Raw genomic sequence first — 17,302 nt, forward strand, 5'->3', positions numbered from 1 at the left:
ACCTGGAGACGCTCGTGCTGATGCGACGGGTGCGCGACAGGATGGACCGCGAATACGCCGAACCGCTCGACCTCGCCTCCCTCGCACACGGCGTGCACATGTCGGCGGGGCATCTCAGCCGGCAGTTCGTGCTCGCCTATGGCGAGACGCCCTACGCCTATCTGATGACGCGACGCATCGAGCGGGCGATGGCGCTTCTGCGCCGCGGCGACCTCACCGTGACGGAGGTCTGCTTCGAGGTCGGGTGCCAGTCTCTCGGCACCTTCAGCACTCGCTTCACCGAGCTCGTCGGGGTCCCACCGAGCGTCTACCGCGAGCGCGGAGCGCCGTTCCGGCCCGGGATGCTGCCCTGCATCGCCCGGCAGGTGACCAGACCGATCAGGAATCGAGAAGCAGACCGGTGACGCGGGCTCTAGCGTGAAGCCATGGACATCACGATTCACTCGAGTTTCCTGCCGCACACCGACCCCGAAGCATCCCTCATCTTCTATCGCGATGTGCTCGGCTTCGAAGTCAGGCTCGATGTCGGCTATGAGGACATGCGCTGGATCACCGTCGGCCCCGCAGGCCAGCCCGACACGGCGATCGTGCTCCACCCGCCAGCCGTCGGGAACGACATCTCCGACGACGAGCGCGACATGCTGCTCGGCCTCATCGCCAAGGGCAGCTACTTCGGGGTCAATCTGGCCACGGACGACCTCGACGCGGCCTTCGAGCGCATCGAGGCGGCGGGCGCCGACATCGTGCAAGAGCCGATCGAGCAGGACTACGGCGTCCGCGACGCGGCGTTCCAAGACCCGGCGGGCAATCTGATCCGCCTCCAGCAGAAAGGGGATGACTGAGATGGCACCGGAGAGCTCCGCGACGAAGTCCGGGTTCAGCGACACCGAGCGCGCGGCGATGCAGCAGCGTGCCGAGGAATTGCGGTCGATGAAGGGGGTGAAAGGCGCCGCGAAGAAGGCGAAGGAGCTCGAGGCGTGCCTCACCGCCATCGCCGAACTGCCCGAGGGTGATCGCGTCATCGCCGAGCGCCTGCACGTGATGGTCAGCGAAGAGGCACCCGGTCTCGACCCCAAAACGTGGTACGGGTTCCCGACCTATGCCCAGGAGGGCAAGAACATCCTCTTCTACCAGCCGGCGTCGAAGTTCGACACCCGGTACGGCACGGTGAACTTCGCCGAGGACGCCGCGATCGACGACGGCGAGATGTGGGCCGTCTCGTTCGCGCTGCTGGAGATGACCGAGGCTGCGGAGAAGAAGATCCGCGGTCTCATCCGCAAGGCGGTGGCGGCGGAGGGCTGAAGCCGGGCGCGTCGGCGGCGGCTCTGGCGTGTCGCCCCGGCCTGGGAGACCATGGACCGATGGAGTTCCGCGGCGTGGTCCCCATGGATGCCCCTGATCCGAGCGATGCGTCGGAGGAGCGACTGCGGAGCATCGACTTCCCCGTCATGCAGCTGGCGCCACAGCCCGCCCTCACGCGCATGCCGATGACGGGATTCGCCGAGACGACCGGGCCGGGTGGGAGAACGCAGCAATCGGTGGTGTTTTCCTACACGCTGTGGCGGTATCCCGAGGATCATTCAGACCCTCGCAACGAGCTGGAGCTGGATGCCGCGACACGGCGTGCCATCGACGAAGAACCGCCCTGGGGACGCCCGGCCTGGTTGATCGAGCAGGCGCAGCTCTTCCGCTACCCGACGGTCTGGGAGGCGGTCAGCACCACATGGCACGCCGACCCGTCTGCTCCGGACGCATCGCCCGAGTCGCAGCTCGTCCACCACATGAATCACGTGCTGCGCAACCGGTTCCGTGAGGAGCTCGGGCTTCCGGCGGGCCCGGCAGAGGATCGGTCGTGGCAGGTGCGTGAATCAGGTGTCGTCCCCGGCACAGTCCGGGTGGACGGACGTGACGTCGATGGCATCACGGTCGACACCGACCCCTTCGTCATCGGGACGGGGTTCCGGGTGGATCGCCAGGTCGTCTGCACCGTGGTTCTGGCGCGCGACGACCTGCCGTTCATCGATGTGGCCCTCGAGACCTTTCGCTGAGCGGCCACCGCTGTGGGGGTACCCCGGAGTAGGGTGCCCGGCATGACCTTCGTGAACGTGGGAACGCTGGGCGCCGTGCCCGGAAAGCGCGACGAGCTGATCGCTCTTCTGACCCGGCCGGGTGCTCCGCTCGCCGACATCGGGTGCCTGGCCTACGAGGTGGGCGTCGACGACAGCGAACCCGACACGGTCTTCGTGATGGAGATGTGGCGGAGCGCCGACGCGCACCGCGCCTCGCTGGCCCTGCCTGAGGTGCAAGCGCAGATCGCCGAGGCGCGGCCGCTTCTATCCGGTGCCTTCGGCGGCTTCCGCTTCGACGTGGTGGGCTCGCCGCTGCGCTCCTGACCCGCGGACCAGTAGCGTGTGCCCATGATGCCCTGGGAGAACGTCGCGGCGTTCGTCGTCGCGTCGGTCGTCATCATCCTCATCCCGGGTCCGAGCGTGCTGTTCGTCGTCGGCCGCTCGATCGCCCTGGGCCGCAGGGCGGGAGTGCTCAGCGTGGTGGGCAACGCGATCGGCACGGTTCCCGCCGTCGTCGCGGTCGCCTTCGGGGTAGGGGCGATCGTCGCCTCCTCGGTCGTCGCCTTCACCGCTCTGAAGATCGCCGGCGCGCTCTACCTCATCTATCTGGGGGTGCAGGCGATCCGACACCGCCGCGAGCGCGTCGGTGCCGCGTCGACGCCTGCCGTCGGCACGCGGCGACTGCTTCGCCAGGGGTTCATCGTGGGACTGACGAACCCGAAGACCATCGCCTTCTTCGTGGCGGTCCTGCCCCAGTTCGTCGAGCCCGCAGCGGGCGCCGTCTGGGCGCAGCTGCTGGTGCTCGGGCTGATCTTCCAAGCGCTGGCCCTGGTCTGTGACAGCGCCTGGGCGCTCGCCGCCGGAACCGCGCGAGCGTGGTTCGCGACCTCACCCCGCCGCATGGCGACGATGTCGGGTACGGGCGGCGTGATGATGATCGGCCTCGGCGGGACGCTCGCCCTCACCGGCGCGAAAAGCTGACGCCTCAGACGCTCGGCTCACGCGACAGCGACGTCGTGCGCCGCATCCCACCACGCCAGCACCCGGGTGCCGATCAGCGTCAGCCATGGGGACGGCTCACCCTCCGGAACATCCATGTGGAACCACACCCGTCCGGGCAGGCGACGTGACTGGATCCAGGTTCCGTCGGGCTGTCGCTGGTCGCGGACGACCTCGATGGCCTCGGCGAGTCGTTCGTCAGGTGGGAGGCCGTCGTACTCCGCGGCGTCGCGGAAGTAGTCGAGCGCCGCGAGCGCGCTGTAAACGTGGCGATTCGGGAAGAGGAAGTGGGTGGCGAAGGGCGCGACCGGCTCACCGGTCGACGCCCGGTACAGAAGCTTCCGAGACAGGAGGTAATCCTCTCCCGTGCGGCGCACCTCGGTGAGCGTGCCGTCGCCGGTCAGCCGTTGATAGGCGAGGATGCCCCGCAGGGCGTTCAGCGTCGAGTGGAACGACGATCGCAGCGAATCGCCCTCCTCGGCCTCGCAGTTCCATCCGCCGTCGGCGAGGCGGTGCTCACGGAACCACTCCGCGAGTCCGGACATGTCGACACCCAGCCAGGCCCCGTTGGCAAGGGTGAAGGAGTTGATGCACACATCTACTTCGCCACCCCAGTAGGGCAGGTCGTCGTACTCCCAGCGGCTGTTCTGCGCGAGCTTCTCGGCTGTGTCGCCGAGCGCCTCCGCGGGCACGCCGAACTCACGCAGGTCCTTCAGCGTCCAGGTCGTCGCGTTCCAGGGCTGACCCGGCTGCTGCGCCTCCTCGCTGTCGAAGTAGCCCGCGGGGAAGTACGCACCTCCCGCCCACTGCCCGTCGGCGTCCTGCTTCGACAGCAGCAGCGCACCCCACCCCTCGCGCGGCACGCGCGCCCGGGTTGCCTGCCAGATCTCCGGCGGCGCGTGAGCGATGTCTTTCTCCACCTGCCACCGCAGAGCGGGGTCGGTATCGAGCATCCAGGCCAGCGTGCGTTCGTCGATCGCCATGGGTGGGACGGTAGTACCGGGATCGGACATCCGAAAGCGGTGCTTCAGTGGCCGACTTCGATGACGATCGTCTTCCCGTCGGCGATGACGCCCGGCCCCTTGTCGGGAGTCGGGGCAGGAATCGGGATCTGCTGCTCGGTCTCCCACGCCAGCCGCGCATCGTGAGCCGCCGGGTGGAACAGTTCGTCGAAGCCGAGCAGGCCGCCGGAGGACGGAGCGGAGCCGTCGGCGTCGGCGCGATGCCGGAGCGAGGCGACGCCCACGGCGACGAAGATGACGGGAATGCCCAACACGAGCACGACGGTTCCCCAGCCCAGGACGTCAGTCATGCGAACCAGGCTAGAAGAAGGCGCGCACGCCTCGCGTCCCCCGAAAGGATGACATCCGGGGGCACCACCTAGTCTGTGGGGATGCGCGACGGAGCCGGTCGGGACGGCGAGATCCTGCGACTGCGACCCTTCGCCTACTTCTGGGGGGCGTCCACTCTCCGAGCGGTCGGCGGCTCCATGGCGACCGTCGCCCTCCAGGTCATCATCGTCACCGTCCTCGACGCGACGCCCGCCCAGATCAGCATCCTGAGCGCCCTCAGCGTCGTCCCCTACCTGTTCCTCGGTCTCATCGTCGGCGCCCTCATGGATCGGTGGCGACGCCAGCGCACCCTCGTCCTCACGAGCATCGGACGGGTCATCGCGTTCGCGGTCGTCGCCATCCTCCTCTTCACGGGCACTCTCGACTTCTGGACTCTCGCGGTCGTGACCCTCGCCCTCGGCGTGCTCACCCTGTTCGCCGACTCGGCCGCGCAACCCCTCCTCCCCCGCATCGTCCCGCGACGTTCTCTCATCCAGGCCAATGCGCGCCTCGGTCAGAGCGAAACCGTCGCGGGAACCGCAGGCCCCGCCCTCGGCGGGCTCCTCCTGAACCTCGTCGGGCCGACGATCCTGTTCACCATCGAGGCGGCCATCAACGCCGTCGCGGCGATCCTGCAGTCCCGCATCGCGGTCACCGAGCCGCGAAGCACCCCGCGCCCGGCGGGACGACACGTCGGCCACGACATCGTCGAGGGGATGCGCTACACCTACCGTCATCGCACGCTGCGCCCTCTCGCGATCTCGATCCACGTGTGGTTCCTCGCCAACAGCATCGTCACCACCGTGCTCGCGGTCTACGTCCTGCGCGAGCTCGCGCTCCCCTCGTGGGCGTTCGGCGTCGCCCTCGCTGCGGGAGGGATCGGCGGTTTCGCCGGAGCCCTGATCGCACCGCGTGTCGGTGCGCGCCTGGGCGCAGGACGCGCCATCTTCCTCGGACGCACCCTCGTCGTCATCCCCTGGCTGGTCCTCGCGCTGGCACCGTTGACCGCCGCCAGCGGCACCGGGCCGGTCGTCGTCGTGGTCGGTCTGGTCCAGCTTCTCTCCGGTCTCGGCACGGGACTGGAAGACGCCAACGACATCTCCTACCGCCAGGCCGTCGCCCCGGACAGCATTCAGGGACGGATGAACTCCACGATCCGCACGATGAACCGCATCGTCTTCTTCTTCGGAGCTCTCCTCGCCGGCGTCCTGATGACCTGGCTGGGATATCAGCCCACGATCGGCGTCGCCGCCGGCATCTTCGCCGTCGCCGCCCTCATCGTCGTGGTCTCGCCCCTTCGCGACGCGCGGCATCCTGAGGGTTCGCCGTGACCCGGGTCGGAATCCCGCGACCGGCGTAGCCTGGTCGCATGAGCCCCGGCCCTCGCGCACGCGTTCGTCGTCCGCTGATCTGGACCTCCGTCATCGCCGTGCCCCTGCTCGCGGGTGCGGCGATCGCCGTGCCGATGGCCGCCAGCGGCGCCGTCGATCTTCCCGACAAGACCCCGCAGGAGCTCATCGCATTCGCCGGCGCGAGCGATGTGAAGGCGCTCAGCGGCACGATCGAGCAGAAGTCGGAGCTCGGTCTGCCCGATATCGGCGCCCTCACCCGATCGATGGACGACGCCGGTGACGGTGCGTCATCGGCGCAGGTCGAAGATCTGATCTCGCTCGTCACCGGCTCGCACACCGCGAAGGTGTATCTCGACGGCGACAACGCACGTCTGCAGGTGCTCGATCGACTCGGCGAGCGCAACGTCTACATCGACGGCGCCGCCCGAGAGGTCTGGTACGTCGACAGCGAAAGCCAGTCGGCGACCAAGCTGATGCTGCCGGACGAAGAAGAGCTTCGGGATGCCTACGGAGAGGCTGCCGCACCGGCCGAGCCCGGCGATCCTCTGCCGACCCCCGACGAGATGCTCGATCAGGCTCTCGCGCGCCTCGACGACAGCACAGAGGTGACCGTGGGCACCGACGCGCGGGTCGCCGGACGTGAGGTGTACGAGCTCATCCTGGCACCCCGCACCGACGACACCCTGGTCGGTGACGTGCGGTTCGCGATCGATGGCGAGACCGGCGTCGCCCTCGCGGCATCCGTCAGCGCACGCGGTGCTGCTGATCCCGCCTTCCAGATCGCGTTCACGCAGGTCGACTTCTCGGCTCCCGACGCCGGCGTCTTCGCCTTCGAACCCGGCACCGACATCGCCGTGACCGAGAAGGACGTCCCCCTCCCCTCGCCCGACGAGCGGGACGCTCCTTCAACGGAGGATGCGGCGGAGGCTCCGAGCGTCATCGGTGAAGGCTGGTCCGCCGTCGTCGAACTTCCGAACGCCGGAATGGATGCCGAACAACGGGCGATGCTCGACAGCGTCACCACCGCTGTCGAGGGCGGCCGGGTTCTGCAGACCTCGCTGATGACCGTGATGATCACCGACGACGGGCGGGTCCTCGTCGGCGCAGTACCGACACAGCGCCTGATCGACGTCGCCGCGCGCTGACGCCCGCCGGTGAGCATCCCTCCTGACGAGAACCGGGCCGCAGAACTGGCCATCGAAACCCGCGGCCTCACGAAGCGTTTCGGCACGCAGACGGCGGTCGACGGGATCGATGTGACCGTTCCGCCCGGCTCGGTCTTCGGATTCCTCGGTCCGAACGGGTCGGGGAAGACGACGACGATACGGATGCTGCTGGGCCTCATCCGCCCGAGCGGCGGTCAGGCGCGGGTGCTCGGAGAAGCGATGCCGCACTCGCTCGACACCGTCCTGCCGCGAGTGGGCGCCCTCGTCGAAGGCCCCGCATTCTCGCCGTTCCTCACCGGTGAGCAGAATCTTCGACGCTTCGACGCCGCCGATCGGCATTCCTCCGGTCGCACGCGCGGACAGCGTGTCGCGGCCGCGCTGGAACGCGTCGGCCTGACCCACGCGGCGAAGAAGAAGGCTCACGCGTACTCGCTGGGGATGAAGCAGCGCCTCGGACTCGCGAGCGCTCTCCTCATGCCCCGCGACCTGCTCGTACTGGACGAACCGACGAATGGTCTCGACCCCCAGGGGACGCGCGAGGTGCGGGCACTGATCCGGTCGTTCGCGGCCGATGGGACGACCGTCTTCGTCTCGAGCCACCTGCTGGCCGAGGTCGAGCAGCTCTGCACGCACGTCGGCGTGATGAGCGGTGGTCGCCTCATCGCGCAGGGCACCCTCGATGACTTCCGTCGTTCGGGCGCGCGGACGCGGGTGCAGGTGCGCACCCCCGATCTCGAGTCCGCCCGGAGCGTGCTCGCCTCGCTCGGTGTCGAGCTGGATGCCCGCCACGAGGCGTCCGACCGTGAGACGGCCACCGGATTCATGCCCGAAGCGGCCGCACCCGAAGCGATCGTGGCGGCCCTCGTCGCAGCCGGTGTCCGCGTGCGCGGATTCGCCATCGTGAGCGAGAGCCTCGAGCAGCGCTTCGTGGAGCTCACCGGCGAGGGCTTCGATGTCGTCGCGTGAGTCCACAGGCGGCCTGTCGTCGGCTGCCGGAGGGTGGGGCACACTGCAGTTGCTCGGCAACGAACTGTCCGTCCAGTTCCGGCGGTGGCGGACGTGGGCGATGCTCGGAGCACTGGCGCTCATCCCGCTCCTCCTCGGCATCGCGATCCGGTTCGCCGGCGGCGCTGACCCCGGCCGCGGCCCCGCGTTCCTGGATCAGATCACCGACAACGGGCTGTTCGTCGGGCTCGCCGCTCTCACCGTGGCCATCCCGCTCTTCCTCCCGCTCACCGTCAGCGTCACGGCCGGAGACGCGATCGCAGGGGAGGCGAGCCATGGAACGCTCCGCTATCTCCTGATCGCGCCGGCAGGCCGCATCCGGCTGCTTCTGGTCAAGTACCTCAGCGCCGTCGTGTTCTGCGTGGCCGCCACCCTTACCGTGGTGGTGGTCGGGTCGATCGTCGGTGCGGTCCTCTTCCCGGTGGGGCCCGTCACGCTCCTGTCCGGGGCCCAGGTATCGATCGGCGAAGGACTTTTGCGACTCGCCGCGATCGGCGCGTACGCCGCGATATCGCTCATCGGCCTGGCGGCTATCGGTCTGTTCTTCTCGACGCTGACCACGGTGCCGATCGGCGCGATGGCCGCGACGGCGATCCTCGCTGTCGCCGCGCAGATCGTCGGTGCGATTCCCCAGCTCGACGCCCTGCACCCCTGGCTCTTCACCGATCGATGGCTCGACTTCGGCGATGTGTTGCGCTCACCCATCGTCTGGGACTCGTTCGGGGCCAACGCTCTCGTGCAGGCCGCGTACGTCGCCGTGTTCGGGGCCGCCGCGGTGGTCCGGTTCGCGACGAAAGACGTCCTGTCCTAGATCCGTCTGCAGATCGATCACAAAAAGGTAACGGCGAGCCCTTCCCTTTCGTTATCTCGCCGTTATAGAGTGCTCGCACGGTAGTTGTTTTGCTGTGGCAGCTACCGACATGTGATTGCAGGACACTCTTGGTGCAAGGGACAAGGGCCGGTCGGGAGCCTCACCGACCGGCCCTTACTCTGTCCCGGTCCGCGTGCACGTTATGCATCGCCTGAGAATCACGAAAAGGTAACGGCGAGCCCTTCCCTTTCGTTATCTCGCCGTTATATAGTGCTCGCACGGTAGTTGTTTTGCTGTGGCAGCTACCGACATGTGATTGCAGGACACTCTTGGTGCAAGGGACAAGGGCCGGTCGGGAGCCTCTCCGACCGGCCCTTACTTGCGCCTTCCCTCACCCCGAGCAGATCGCCCAGTCTCCGACCACCCCGCGGTGGTCGCTCCCCGGCACCGAGAAGCTGTCCCACCCGGTCGGTACCGCGCCGCGCGCGAGGATGTGATCGATCGCCGTGAATGCCGGCACCGGCCTCTCCTGCGGCCAGGTCGGCCAAGGAATCGGCCCGGCCGCCTCGGCCGCGCTCCGCAGCGTCGACGCCAGCTGCCGGAACCCCGGATGGGCATAGGACGCGTTCAGGTCACCCGCGACGATGAGTCGCTCATCCGGCACCTCGCCGATCCAGCGATCGAGCTCGCCGATCGCCGTCCGCCAGTCGACCGGCTGCCCCACCGGAGGCGGGGGGTGGACCGCCGCCACCCGAACCTCTTCACCCCCGGGCAGCGTCGCGACCGCGGCGACCTGATCGAACACGCTCCCCGCGATGTCCTGTTCACCGTGGAGCGGGAACGCCGAGAGGATCACGCTGCCCCTCACCCCGCCCTCCGTCGTCTCCCGAGTGCGGTGCGGCAGCGCTGCAGCGAGCCCCCGTTCGCTCAGCACGGCCTCGATGTGCACCTCATCGGTCTCGACCAGGGCGACGATGTCGGCGTCGGTGTCGGCGATGCGCGCGGCGAGCAGGGCGGGGTCGGCTCCGGCGAACTTCGCGTTGAAGGCCACGACCGTCATCGTCGCCTCCGCCGCGCACTCCGTCCCGGCGCGCAGCGGGGTGAGGGCGGGAATCCCCGACAGCACAGCCCCGGCGACGAGGATGAGGGCGGCCGCCCAGGCCCGGAAGAACAGCGGGACCACGGCGATCACGAGCAACGCGATGGCCCCGACGGGAATCAGCGCCTGAGCAATGGGAACGAGTCCTCCGAGGAGGACATCGAGATGGGGCAGCACCACGGCGACCGCGGCGGTCACGAGGGCCCCCACCGTCCAGGTCAGCCGCGTTCGGCTCCGGCGTGCAGTTCCCACCCGGCCACGCTAACCGGGCGTCACGCCGATCTCGATCGCGCAGCGGCGTTCCCGGGATCTCCTCAGGAGACCCGTCCGTCACCCGGTCGCGAGACGCGCAGCCAGCGGAACCCGTACGGGGCGATCTCCATCTCGATGCGTCCCTTCCCGTCCAGCGGCATCCGGTCGGCTGCCAGCAGATCGACCAGTCGGGTCCCCTCCGGCTCATCCGGCAGGGCGAAGGAGATCGTGGCCGGCACATCGGCGAAGTTGTGCACGGCGACCATCGCGCCGACGTCGGCCGCGAGCTTGTGCACCATCACCGCGGGCACATCGTGTTCGATCACCTCGAGCGAGCCCCAGCCGAGTTCCGGCGAGATGCGGTAGCGCGCGATGAGTCCGCGGACGAAGTGCAGCAGCGAGTCGCGGTCCTCGATCTGATCGGCGACGTTGACGTGCTCCGGGGCATACCCGTCACCCGGCAGCGCCGCGGGAAGACGCGACGGCGCGGCATCCGAGAATCCCCCGTTCCGCTCCCCCGACCACTGCATCGGCGTCCGCACGGCCTCGCGGCTCTTGTCTTCGGGGTTCTCGCCCATGCCGATCTCCTCCCCGTAGAAGAGCACCGGGGTGCCCGGAAGGGTGAACAGCAGGCTGTACGCCATACGGATGCGACGGGGATCACCGCCGAGCATCGTCGGCAGCCGCCTCACGATGCCGCGGCCGTAGATGCGCTGGCTCTCGTCGGGGGCGAGCGCCTCGAAGACCTCCTGGCGCTCGTCCTCGCTCAGCTGATCGAGGGTCAGCTCGTCGTGGTTGCGCACGAAGTTGGCGAACTGCGCCTCGACCGGCAGGTCGGGCCGTGACGTGAGAGCCTCGATGAGGGGCGCAGGATCGTGCCGCACCAGCGACAAGTAGAGCCGCTGCATGGCGACGAAGTCGAACTGCATGGTCAGCTCGTCGCCGTCCTCACCGCCGAAGTACGCGACCTGCTCGTCGTACGGCAGGTTGACCTCGCCGAGGAGCACCGCTTCACTCGACCGCCGCTGCAGGAACTGTCGCACGTTCCGGAGGTACTGATGAGGATCGGCCATCTCGGGGATCTCGAGCAGCGACGGCACGGCATCGACCCGGAACCCCGACACCCCCAGCTGCAGCCAGAACCCGACGGTCTTGGCGATCTCATCGCGCACCTTCGGGTTGGCGATGTTCAGGTCGGGCTGGTGCGGGTAGAAGCTGTGGAGATACCACTCCTCGGTCTTCTCCTCGTAGTTCCAGATGCCGTCGGCCTCGCCCGGGAAGACGGGGTTCTTCTGACCCTTCGGCGGCGGGTCGCTGCGCCAGATGTAGAAGTCGCGGAACGGCGAGTTCTTGCTCCGCTTGGCTGCGAGGAACCAGGGATGGCGATCGGAGGTGTGGTTGACCACCAGATCGATGATGACCCGCATGCCCCGGTCGCGAGCGGTGCGGATGACCTCGACGAAGTCTCCGAAAGACCCCAGCCTCGGATCGATCCCGTAGAAGTCGGCGACGTCGTAGCCGTCATCCAGATCGGGAGTCGGATAGATGGGCATCAACCACAGACAGGTCACGCCGAGCTGAGCGAGGTAGTCGATCCGCGCCGCGAGCCCCTGCAGATCACCGATGCCGTCACCGTTCGAGTCGAAGTACGTCTCCACATCGAGGCAGTAGATGACCGCGCTCTTCCACCACAGGTCGCTGGTGTCGGTGATCCTCATACGAGCTCCCGGAGGCGAGGAAGGATGCTTCGCTCGGACGCCGCGAGGAAGTCGGCCTGATCGCGCCCGACGTGGTGGAGGTAGACCCGGTCGAACCCGATGTCGACGAGTTCGGCGATCCGCTCGGCGAGCGCCGTGGGGTCATGGTCGACCAGCACCGCCTTCCGAAGCTCGGCCTCATCGGGTTCACCGACGGCCCGGTCGAAGTCTTCGGGTTGCTCGAAATCCCACGCCTCGGGCGGCGACACCAACCCGTTCGGCCACTGGTCCTTCGCGAGCGCGATGGCCTCGGCGTCGGTCTCGGCGAAACTCACGTGCACCTGCAGCACGAGGGGTCCTGCTCCGCCCCCCTCGCGGTAGGCGTCGAGGACGTCGCGAAGCACCTCGGGGGCCTGCGCGACCGTCGCAAAGCCGTCGGCCCACGATCCCGCCCAGCGGGCGGTCTGCGTGCTCACCGCTGCGGCGAGGAAGGGGGGCGGCACCTCGGGCCTCGACCACACCCGCGCACGATCCACGCGGATGAGGCCGTCGTGACTGACCTCCTCACCCGCCAGGAGACGCCGCATCACGGTCGCGCTCTCGAGCAGGCGGGCGTTGCGGACGTCCTTCTCCGGCCATTCGTCCCCGGTGACATGCTCGTTCATCGCCTCACCGCTGCCGAGCGCCGCCCAGAATCGGCCGGGGAACATCTCGCCCAGCGTCGCGATCGCCTGCGCGTGCACCACCGGGTGGTAGCGCTGCCCGGGGGCGGTCACGACGCCGAACGACAGTCGCGTGGTCGCGAGGGCCGCGGCGAGCCACGACCAGGCGTACCCCGACTCGCCCTGGCGGACACCCCACGGCGACAGGTGGTCGGAGCACATCGCGGCGTCGAAGCCCGCGGCTTCGGCTCCCTGGACATCGCGCAGGAGCGCGCTGGGCGGAATCTGTTCGTGCGAGGCGTGAAATCCGATGACGACCATGACTCCACCGTGCCCGCCTCCGATGAGAAGCGGGAGGGGTTCCGCTTTGCCGCGTGATCGGGTAGGCCCCGGGCTGCGACGCGTCAGACGCCGCCGCCCCCGCCTCCACCGCCTCCGCCGCCCGCGGAGCCGCCCCCGCTCGAGCCGCCCGAGCTCGACGACGCCGCTGCCGTGGCGGAGAGGCTGCTGATGCCTGCCGAGAAGGCCGCGGCGTTGAACCCGGCCGTGCCGACATACCAACCGGGGGTGTCATCGCCGTAGTAGACGGCGAGCTGCCGCGCCCACTCCTTCTCCTGACCGAAGACCACCGCGTACGGGAGCAGCCGCTCGTAGAGGTGGAGCATCTCGCGCGGGTCGCCGGTGTCGACCGGGCGCCGTTCGGCACCGGTCGGGGTCTGCAGCATCCGGATCCGATCAGCCTCCGCCCACTCGATGAAGGTCTTCAGGCCCTCCAAGTGGTCGCGCACCTCGGCGCCGGTCGCGCTCAGCGGCCGCGTCGAGAGCACCGCGACCGTCACGATCGTGAGACCCGACCCGAGCACGATGATGACGATCGGCAGCAGAGGGTCGACCGACTCCGCCAGAGCGAACACACCGAAGAGCACGATGAGCACTCCGATCAGGAGTGCGCCGGCGATCGGCCATGCCCGCACCCGTACCGGGATGGTGCGGTAGAGCCCCCGGCTCTTCAGCTCCTTGCGCCCCGCCGCCAGGATCTTCTGTGCCGTGCGGGAGAAGTGGGTGTCGTTGCCGCCGAACTCGTAGATCTCGCCGGGCCGGAGCTCCTCGTCGAAGAGGCCCTCCAGCAGCATCCGTCCATCGCGGTCGGCGCGGCTGGCGTCGATCAGCTCCGCCTGCAGCTTGGCGCTGCCGAACCAGCGCTTCTCGCCTTCCAGGATCCGGATGCTTCCGACCACCGCCTGCTCGAGCACTTCGGCCGGGATCGCCTTCGCCGTCTTGCCCAGCAGCAGCGCGCTCTCGAGAGCGTCGATGCCGGGGGGTGGGGTGAACTCCGCGATGATCGTCGGTCGTCCGGGTTCGTTTTTCAGCGACCGGCGATTGACCACGACCGCCGCCCCGAGCATGCCGAGGCCGGCGATGCCCGCCACCCCCTGGGCCCAACCCCATCCGGACGCGAGGTAGGAGTCATCGAATCGGGCGAAGGTGCCCGCTTCGAAACCCACCGCGATCGTGAGCGTCTCCGTGGGAGCGAGATCACGGGCGCCGGCGGTGACGACCGCGCCCTCTGCGCTGTCGGAGACCTCGATCGGACACGTGGTTTCCGCGCCGAACCTTCCGACGTAGCACGCTTGCGCGCCGGTGAGCGAGTCGACCAGGTCGGCAGGCACCACGAGTGCGGCCGTGACCTCGCCGAAGGGTTGGCGCCACCCGTTGCCGTTGACGTCCCAGTAGAACTCGTCACTGGTGTCGGCGAAGAAGTCGGTGACATTGCGCAGGGTGTAGGTGAAGACGAATGTCTGACGGCCGGAGAGGAAGTCGTCGGCGCGGGATGTGACGATCATCCAGTCGCCGTCGGTCTCGACCTCGCTCGGTCGCGGGTCGCCTTCTTCGTCGGTGACCGAGATCAGCTCGGGAAAGGTGGGCTGGCCGTTGTAGTCGGCGGGGATCTCCCGGCGCAGCCCGCGGTTCTGATCCTCGGGGAAGACCGCGACGAACGTCTCGACGACCCGAAGCGTGCTGGTGTCGTCATCGTCACGGCCGAGGGTGTACTCGGCGTGCATGCTCTCGAACACGAAGTCGTCGAGGTCGCCGGAGGCGGAGGCGGGTTGTGCGGAGACCGCCAGGCCGACGAGACCGACGACCCCCAGGAGGACCGTCAGCACCGTGGCGGTGATCCGACGCGTTCGCGGCATGCGCTCAGCCTAGATGGCGGCGTCGCCGCCACCGGATACCCTGGGGCCGTGAACGATCGTCGTCTCGCCGTCGAGGCGTGGGAAAGCCTTTTTCGTGCGCAGCACGAGCTGTTCGCCGATCTCGGCCGCGACTTCAGCGATGCGCCGCTGCAGCAGGGCGAGTACGACGTGCTGCTGACGGTGACCCGGGCGCCCGACATGACCGCGCGGCTGCGTGACATCACGCGGCTGATGCTGGTCAGTCAGCCCTCGGTGTCGCGCCTGGTCGACCGGATGGTCGCCCGTGGATACGTCACGAAGCGTCCCGATCCCGATGATGGACGCGGGTCGCTCGTCCGCGCGACGGAGGCGGGCGCCCGCGCATTCCGCGAAGTGGCACGGGTGCATGCCGCCCACATCGCGGAGCGGATGTCGGCGCTGAACGAGTCCGAGCTCGCCCAACTGCGCGAACTCACCACGAAGCTGCGGGCGCACAACACTCCCGCCGGGTGAGGTCCCGACGGGAGTGTCGTGAGGCGTTCCGCAGACCGGAATGCGTTACTGCTCGACCGGCTGCGGGTGGTCTGCCGTGCTCGACGCCGACGCACTCTCGTGCGCCTGCAGCACCTGTGCACCGTTCTCGGTGGCGACCTCGATCTTGCGCGGCTTGGCCTTCTCGCTCACCGGGATGGTGACGCTGAGCACGCCGTTGTTGTAGCTCGCCGAGATGCGGTCGGTGTCGATGCCCTGTCCGAGGTTCAGCTGCCGCACGAAGCTCGCGGCCTCGCGCTCACGGGTGATCCACTTGACGCCGTCGCCGGCGCTGAGCGTGCGCTCGGCGCGGATGGTCAGCAGCTGACCGTCCACGTCGATGTCGACCGAGCCGGGGTCGATGCCGGGCAGGTCGGCGGTGAGCACATAGTGGTCACCGTCGCGGTAGAGGTCCATCGGCATGCGGCGAGGACCGCGACGGGCATCGAAGAAGCTCGTCGCGAGACGGTCGAGGTCACGGAACGGGTCGTACGTCGCCATGTTCGGTCTCCTTCACTGGACGAAATCCGGAACTTGAGTCATCTTGGCTCAAGTACGACCAGATTAGCACTCGAGGGTTGAGAGTGCTAAGAGCCCAGGCGTTCGCCGTCAGCGAACGCCTGGGCTCTTCTTCATTCGGCGGTGAGAACCGTCCACGAGCAGGGGGGCAGCGTGACGGAGAGGGCCCCGTCGGCGACCTTCACCGAGTCGTTGGCCTTCGGCGTCACCCGGTCGGGCTGTTCGAGCGTGTTCGCCGCGTGGATGTCGTCGTCGAAGATCGACGTGGCCTCGGCCGACGACACCCCGCCGGCGAGAGCGGCGGAGTCGATCTCGAGGGTGACCTCGTCGGTCAGGCTGCGGTTGACGGCGAAGACCGTGATGGCGCCGCTGTCAGGGTCGATGGTCGCGACGGCGTCGACGAGCGGCACGTCGCCGAACTTCGCCGTCACGTACGTGGGGCTGTCGAGCTTCAGCTCGAGGGCGACACCCCGCGCGAGCTGCGAGGTCAGCGAGAAGGGATAGAACGTCGTCTGACGCCAGGCCGGACCGCCGGGCTCGGTCATGATCGGCGCGATGACGTTCACCAGCTGCGCGAGGCTCGCCGACGTCACCCGGTCGGCGTGCCGGATGAGCGAGATCATGAGGCTTCCGAAGACGACGGCGTCGAGCACGGTGTACCGGTCTTCGAGCAGCCTCGGTGCGACCGGCCAGTCCGCGACATCCGTGATCTTGTCGACCTCGTTGTAGCGCGACTGGTACCAGACGTTCCACTCATCGAAGGAGATGTTGATCGTCTTCCCGCTCCGCTTCATCGCCTTGACGTGGTCGGCGGTGGCCACGACCGCCTCGATGAAGCGATCCATGTCGACGCCCGAAGCCAGGAAGCTCGCCAGGTCGTCACCCTCGGGCTCGTAGTACGCGTGGCAGGAGATGTAGTCGACGTTGTCGTACGTGTGCTCCAGGACGATGCGCTCCCACTCGCCGAACGTCGGCATTCCCGCACCCGAGCTGCCGCAGACGACGAGCTCGAGATCCGGGTCGACCTGACGCAGCGCGCGCGCAGTCGTGGCGGCGAGCTGCGCGTAGTTCTCCGCCGTGCTGTAGCCCAGCTGCCACGGCCCGTCCATCTCGTTGCCGAGACACCACATGCGGATGTCGTGAGGTTCGGGGTGTCCGTTGGCGACGCGCTCGTCGGAGAGCCGGGTGCCGGAGCGGATGTTGGCGTACTCCAGCACGTCGAGAGCCTCGAGCACGCCGCGGGTGCCGAGGTTCACGGCGTACATCAGCTCGCCGTCGACCTTCTTCATCCACGACGCGAACTCGTCGAGGCCGATCTCGTTCGTCTCGGTCGAGTGCCACGCCAGGTCCAGACGGCGGGGCCGCTCCTCGCGTGGTCCGACACCGTCCTCCCACCGGTACCCCGAGACGAAGTTCCCGCCGGGGTAGCGGATCGCGGACACGCCGAGCTCGCGCACGAGATCGATGACGTCGGTGCGGAAGCCTTCCTCATCAGCCGAGGGGTGACCCGGCTCGTAGATGCCGTCGTAGACGCACCGCCCGAGATGCTCGACGAAGGAGCCGAACAGACGTCGGTTGATGGGGCCGACGGCGAAGTGCGGGTCGATGGTGAGATGTGCGCGGATCATTCTTCTC

General features: G+C 68.4%; 19 protein-coding genes. 11 read left to right on the plus strand and 8 right to left on the minus strand.

The window, feature by feature from the left end; genetic code table 11:
- The first annotated feature begins 20 nt into the window (after positions 1 to 20).
- The 6 genes from FBY40_RS15565 to FBY40_RS15590 are packed head-to-tail and all read left to right on the plus strand — an operon-like array spanning position 21 to position 3,050.
- Positions 21 to 404, plus strand: coding sequence for a helix-turn-helix transcriptional regulator (locus FBY40_RS15565; RefSeq protein ID WP_141940233.1), 384 nt, complete (start codon positions 21 to 23; stop codon positions 402 to 404).
- A gap of 21 nt (positions 405 to 425) precedes the next feature.
- Positions 426 to 842, plus strand: a complete 417-nt coding sequence (locus FBY40_RS15570; RefSeq protein WP_141939661.1) for a VOC family protein — start codon at positions 426 to 428, stop codon at positions 840 to 842.
- A 1-nt stretch (position 843) separates the two neighbouring features.
- Entirely contained in the window at positions 844 to 1,302 is a 459-nt protein-coding gene (locus FBY40_RS15575; protein WP_141939662.1) for an iron chaperone, read from the plus strand.
- A gap of 59 nt (positions 1,303 to 1,361) precedes the next feature.
- Positions 1,362 to 2,048, plus strand: coding sequence for a hypothetical protein (locus tag FBY40_RS15580; RefSeq protein ID WP_141939663.1), 687 nt, complete (start codon positions 1,362 to 1,364; stop codon positions 2,046 to 2,048).
- Between the two features lie 42 nt (positions 2,049 to 2,090).
- Positions 2,091 to 2,393, plus strand: a complete 303-nt coding sequence (locus tag FBY40_RS15585) for a putative quinol monooxygenase (protein WP_141939664.1) — start codon at positions 2,091 to 2,093, stop codon at positions 2,391 to 2,393.
- Positions 2,394 to 2,417: 24 nt separating this feature from the next.
- Entirely contained in the window at positions 2,418 to 3,050 is a 633-nt protein-coding gene (locus FBY40_RS15590; RefSeq protein WP_141939665.1) for a LysE family translocator, read from the plus strand.
- Positions 3,051 to 3,067: 17 nt separating this feature from the next.
- Here FBY40_RS15590 and FBY40_RS15595 read toward each other — a convergent pair whose 3' ends face one another.
- Both FBY40_RS15595 and FBY40_RS17365 read right to left on the minus strand, forming a co-directional pair.
- Positions 3,068 to 4,051 carry a squalene cyclase gene (locus FBY40_RS15595; protein ID WP_141939666.1) on the minus strand — a complete coding sequence of 328 codons (984 nt, stop codon included), beginning with the start codon at positions 4,049 to 4,051 and terminating at the stop codon, positions 3,068 to 3,070.
- 44 nt (positions 4,052 to 4,095) lie between these two features.
- Positions 4,096 to 4,380, minus strand: coding sequence for a hypothetical protein (locus tag FBY40_RS17365; protein WP_160141422.1), 285 nt, complete (start codon positions 4,378 to 4,380; stop codon positions 4,096 to 4,098).
- A gap of 81 nt (positions 4,381 to 4,461) precedes the next feature.
- On the opposite strand from FBY40_RS17365, the gene FBY40_RS15605 reads away from it, so the two are divergent.
- Genes FBY40_RS15605 through FBY40_RS15620 form a run of 4 tightly spaced genes read left to right on the plus strand, consistent with a single transcriptional unit; the run spans position 4,462 to position 8,733 of the window.
- Entirely contained in the window at positions 4,462 to 5,730 is a 1,269-nt protein-coding gene (locus FBY40_RS15605; protein ID WP_141939667.1) for an MFS transporter, read from the plus strand.
- Positions 5,731 to 5,768: 38 nt separating this feature from the next.
- The gene (locus tag FBY40_RS15610) at positions 5,769 to 6,896 is read left to right on the plus strand and encodes a DUF2092 domain-containing protein (protein ID WP_141939668.1); all 1,128 of its coding nucleotides are present in this window, start codon (positions 5,769 to 5,771) and stop codon (positions 6,894 to 6,896) included.
- A gap of 9 nt (positions 6,897 to 6,905) precedes the next feature.
- Complete coding sequence (locus FBY40_RS15615) at positions 6,906 to 7,883, plus strand: ABC transporter ATP-binding protein (RefSeq protein ID WP_141939669.1); 978 nt, start codon at positions 6,906 to 6,908, stop codon at positions 7,881 to 7,883.
- The gene (locus FBY40_RS15620; protein ID WP_141939670.1) at positions 7,870 to 8,733 is read left to right on the plus strand and encodes an ABC transporter permease; all 864 of its coding nucleotides are present in this window, start codon (positions 7,870 to 7,872) and stop codon (positions 8,731 to 8,733) included. Before FBY40_RS15615 ends, FBY40_RS15620 begins: the two co-directional genes overlap by 14 nt.
- 391 nt (positions 8,734 to 9,124) lie before the next feature.
- Here FBY40_RS15620 and FBY40_RS15625 read toward each other — a convergent pair whose 3' ends face one another.
- The 4 genes from FBY40_RS15625 to FBY40_RS15640 form a co-directional block, all read right to left on the minus strand.
- Entirely contained in the window at positions 9,125 to 10,084 is a 960-nt protein-coding gene (locus FBY40_RS15625; protein ID WP_141939671.1) for an endonuclease/exonuclease/phosphatase family protein, read from the minus strand.
- Positions 10,085 to 10,146: 62 nt separating this feature from the next.
- Positions 10,147 to 11,802: an alpha-amylase family protein gene (locus FBY40_RS15630; RefSeq protein ID WP_141939672.1), complete on the minus strand. Its 1,656-nt coding sequence runs from the start codon at positions 11,800 to 11,802 to the stop codon at positions 10,147 to 10,149.
- Positions 11,799 to 12,764, minus strand: a complete 966-nt coding sequence (locus FBY40_RS15635; RefSeq protein WP_141939673.1) for a TIGR03885 family FMN-dependent LLM class oxidoreductase — start codon at positions 12,762 to 12,764, stop codon at positions 11,799 to 11,801. Before FBY40_RS15635 ends, FBY40_RS15630 begins: the two co-directional genes overlap by 4 nt.
- An 83-nt stretch (positions 12,765 to 12,847) precedes the next feature.
- Complete coding sequence (locus tag FBY40_RS15640; RefSeq protein ID WP_141939674.1) at positions 12,848 to 14,638, minus strand: DUF2207 domain-containing protein; 1,791 nt, start codon at positions 14,636 to 14,638, stop codon at positions 12,848 to 12,850.
- A gap of 48 nt (positions 14,639 to 14,686) precedes the next feature.
- On the opposite strand from FBY40_RS15640, the gene FBY40_RS15645 reads away from it, so the two are divergent.
- Positions 14,687 to 15,130, plus strand: a complete 444-nt coding sequence (locus FBY40_RS15645) for a MarR family winged helix-turn-helix transcriptional regulator (protein ID WP_141939675.1) — start codon at positions 14,687 to 14,689, stop codon at positions 15,128 to 15,130.
- Positions 15,131 to 15,175: 45 nt separating this feature from the next.
- Here the strand turns inward: FBY40_RS15645 and FBY40_RS15650 are convergent, their stop codons facing one another.
- Both FBY40_RS15650 and arfA read right to left on the minus strand, forming a co-directional pair.
- Positions 15,176 to 15,649 (minus strand): Hsp20/alpha crystallin family protein, encoded by a 474-nt coding sequence (locus tag FBY40_RS15650; protein WP_141939676.1) that lies wholly within the window; start codon positions 15,647 to 15,649, stop codon positions 15,176 to 15,178.
- Positions 15,650 to 15,780: 131 nt separating this feature from the next.
- The gene (gene arfA / locus FBY40_RS15655) at positions 15,781 to 17,295 is read right to left on the minus strand and encodes an arabinosylfuranosidase ArfA (protein WP_141939677.1); all 1,515 of its coding nucleotides are present in this window, start codon (positions 17,293 to 17,295) and stop codon (positions 15,781 to 15,783) included.
- Positions 17,296 to 17,302 lie beyond the last annotated feature (7 nt).

This window comes from Microbacterium sp. SLBN-154 (genome assembly GCF_006715565.1).
Lineage (GTDB): Bacteria > Actinomycetota > Actinomycetes > Actinomycetales > Microbacteriaceae > Microbacterium.

What these genes read in the sequence shown, in the direction of transcription:
- FBY40_RS15565 (WP_141940233.1), top strand. Translation starts at nt 21, where the DNA reads ATGCGACGGGTGCGCGACAGGATGGACCGCGAATACGCCGAACCGCTC.
- FBY40_RS15570 (WP_141939661.1), top strand. Translation starts at nt 426, where the DNA reads ATGGACATCACGATTCACTCGAGTTTCCTGCCGCACACCGACCCCGAA.
- FBY40_RS15575 (WP_141939662.1), top strand. Translation starts at nt 844, where the DNA reads ATGGCACCGGAGAGCTCCGCGACGAAGTCCGGGTTCAGCGACACCGAG.
- FBY40_RS15580 (WP_141939663.1), top strand. Translation starts at nt 1,362, where the DNA reads ATGGAGTTCCGCGGCGTGGTCCCCATGGATGCCCCTGATCCGAGCGAT.
- FBY40_RS15585 (WP_141939664.1), top strand. Translation starts at nt 2,091, where the DNA reads ATGACCTTCGTGAACGTGGGAACGCTGGGCGCCGTGCCCGGAAAGCGC.
- FBY40_RS15590 (WP_141939665.1), top strand. Translation starts at nt 2,418, where the DNA reads ATGATGCCCTGGGAGAACGTCGCGGCGTTCGTCGTCGCGTCGGTCGTC.
- FBY40_RS15595 (WP_141939666.1), bottom strand. Translation starts at nt 4,051, where the DNA reads ATGGCGATCGACGAACGCACGCTGGCCTGGATGCTCGATACCGACCCC.
- FBY40_RS17365 (WP_160141422.1), bottom strand. Translation starts at nt 4,380, where the DNA reads ATGACTGACGTCCTGGGCTGGGGAACCGTCGTGCTCGTGTTGGGCATT.
- FBY40_RS15605 (WP_141939667.1), top strand. Translation starts at nt 4,462, where the DNA reads ATGCGCGACGGAGCCGGTCGGGACGGCGAGATCCTGCGACTGCGACCC.
- FBY40_RS15610 (WP_141939668.1), top strand. Translation starts at nt 5,769, where the DNA reads ATGAGCCCCGGCCCTCGCGCACGCGTTCGTCGTCCGCTGATCTGGACC.
- FBY40_RS15620 (WP_141939670.1), top strand. Translation starts at nt 7,870, where the DNA reads ATGTCGTCGCGTGAGTCCACAGGCGGCCTGTCGTCGGCTGCCGGAGGG.
- FBY40_RS15630 (WP_141939672.1), bottom strand. Translation starts at nt 11,802, where the DNA reads ATGAGGATCACCGACACCAGCGACCTGTGGTGGAAGAGCGCGGTCATC.
- FBY40_RS15635 (WP_141939673.1), bottom strand. Translation starts at nt 12,764, where the DNA reads ATGGTCGTCATCGGATTTCACGCCTCGCACGAACAGATTCCGCCCAGC.
- FBY40_RS15640 (WP_141939674.1), bottom strand. Translation starts at nt 14,638, where the DNA reads ATGCCGCGAACGCGTCGGATCACCGCCACGGTGCTGACGGTCCTCCTG.
- FBY40_RS15650 (WP_141939676.1), bottom strand. Translation starts at nt 15,649, where the DNA reads ATGGCGACGTACGACCCGTTCCGTGACCTCGACCGTCTCGCGACGAGC.
- arfA (WP_141939677.1), bottom strand. Translation starts at nt 17,295, where the DNA reads ATGATCCGCGCACATCTCACCATCGACCCGCACTTCGCCGTCGGCCCC.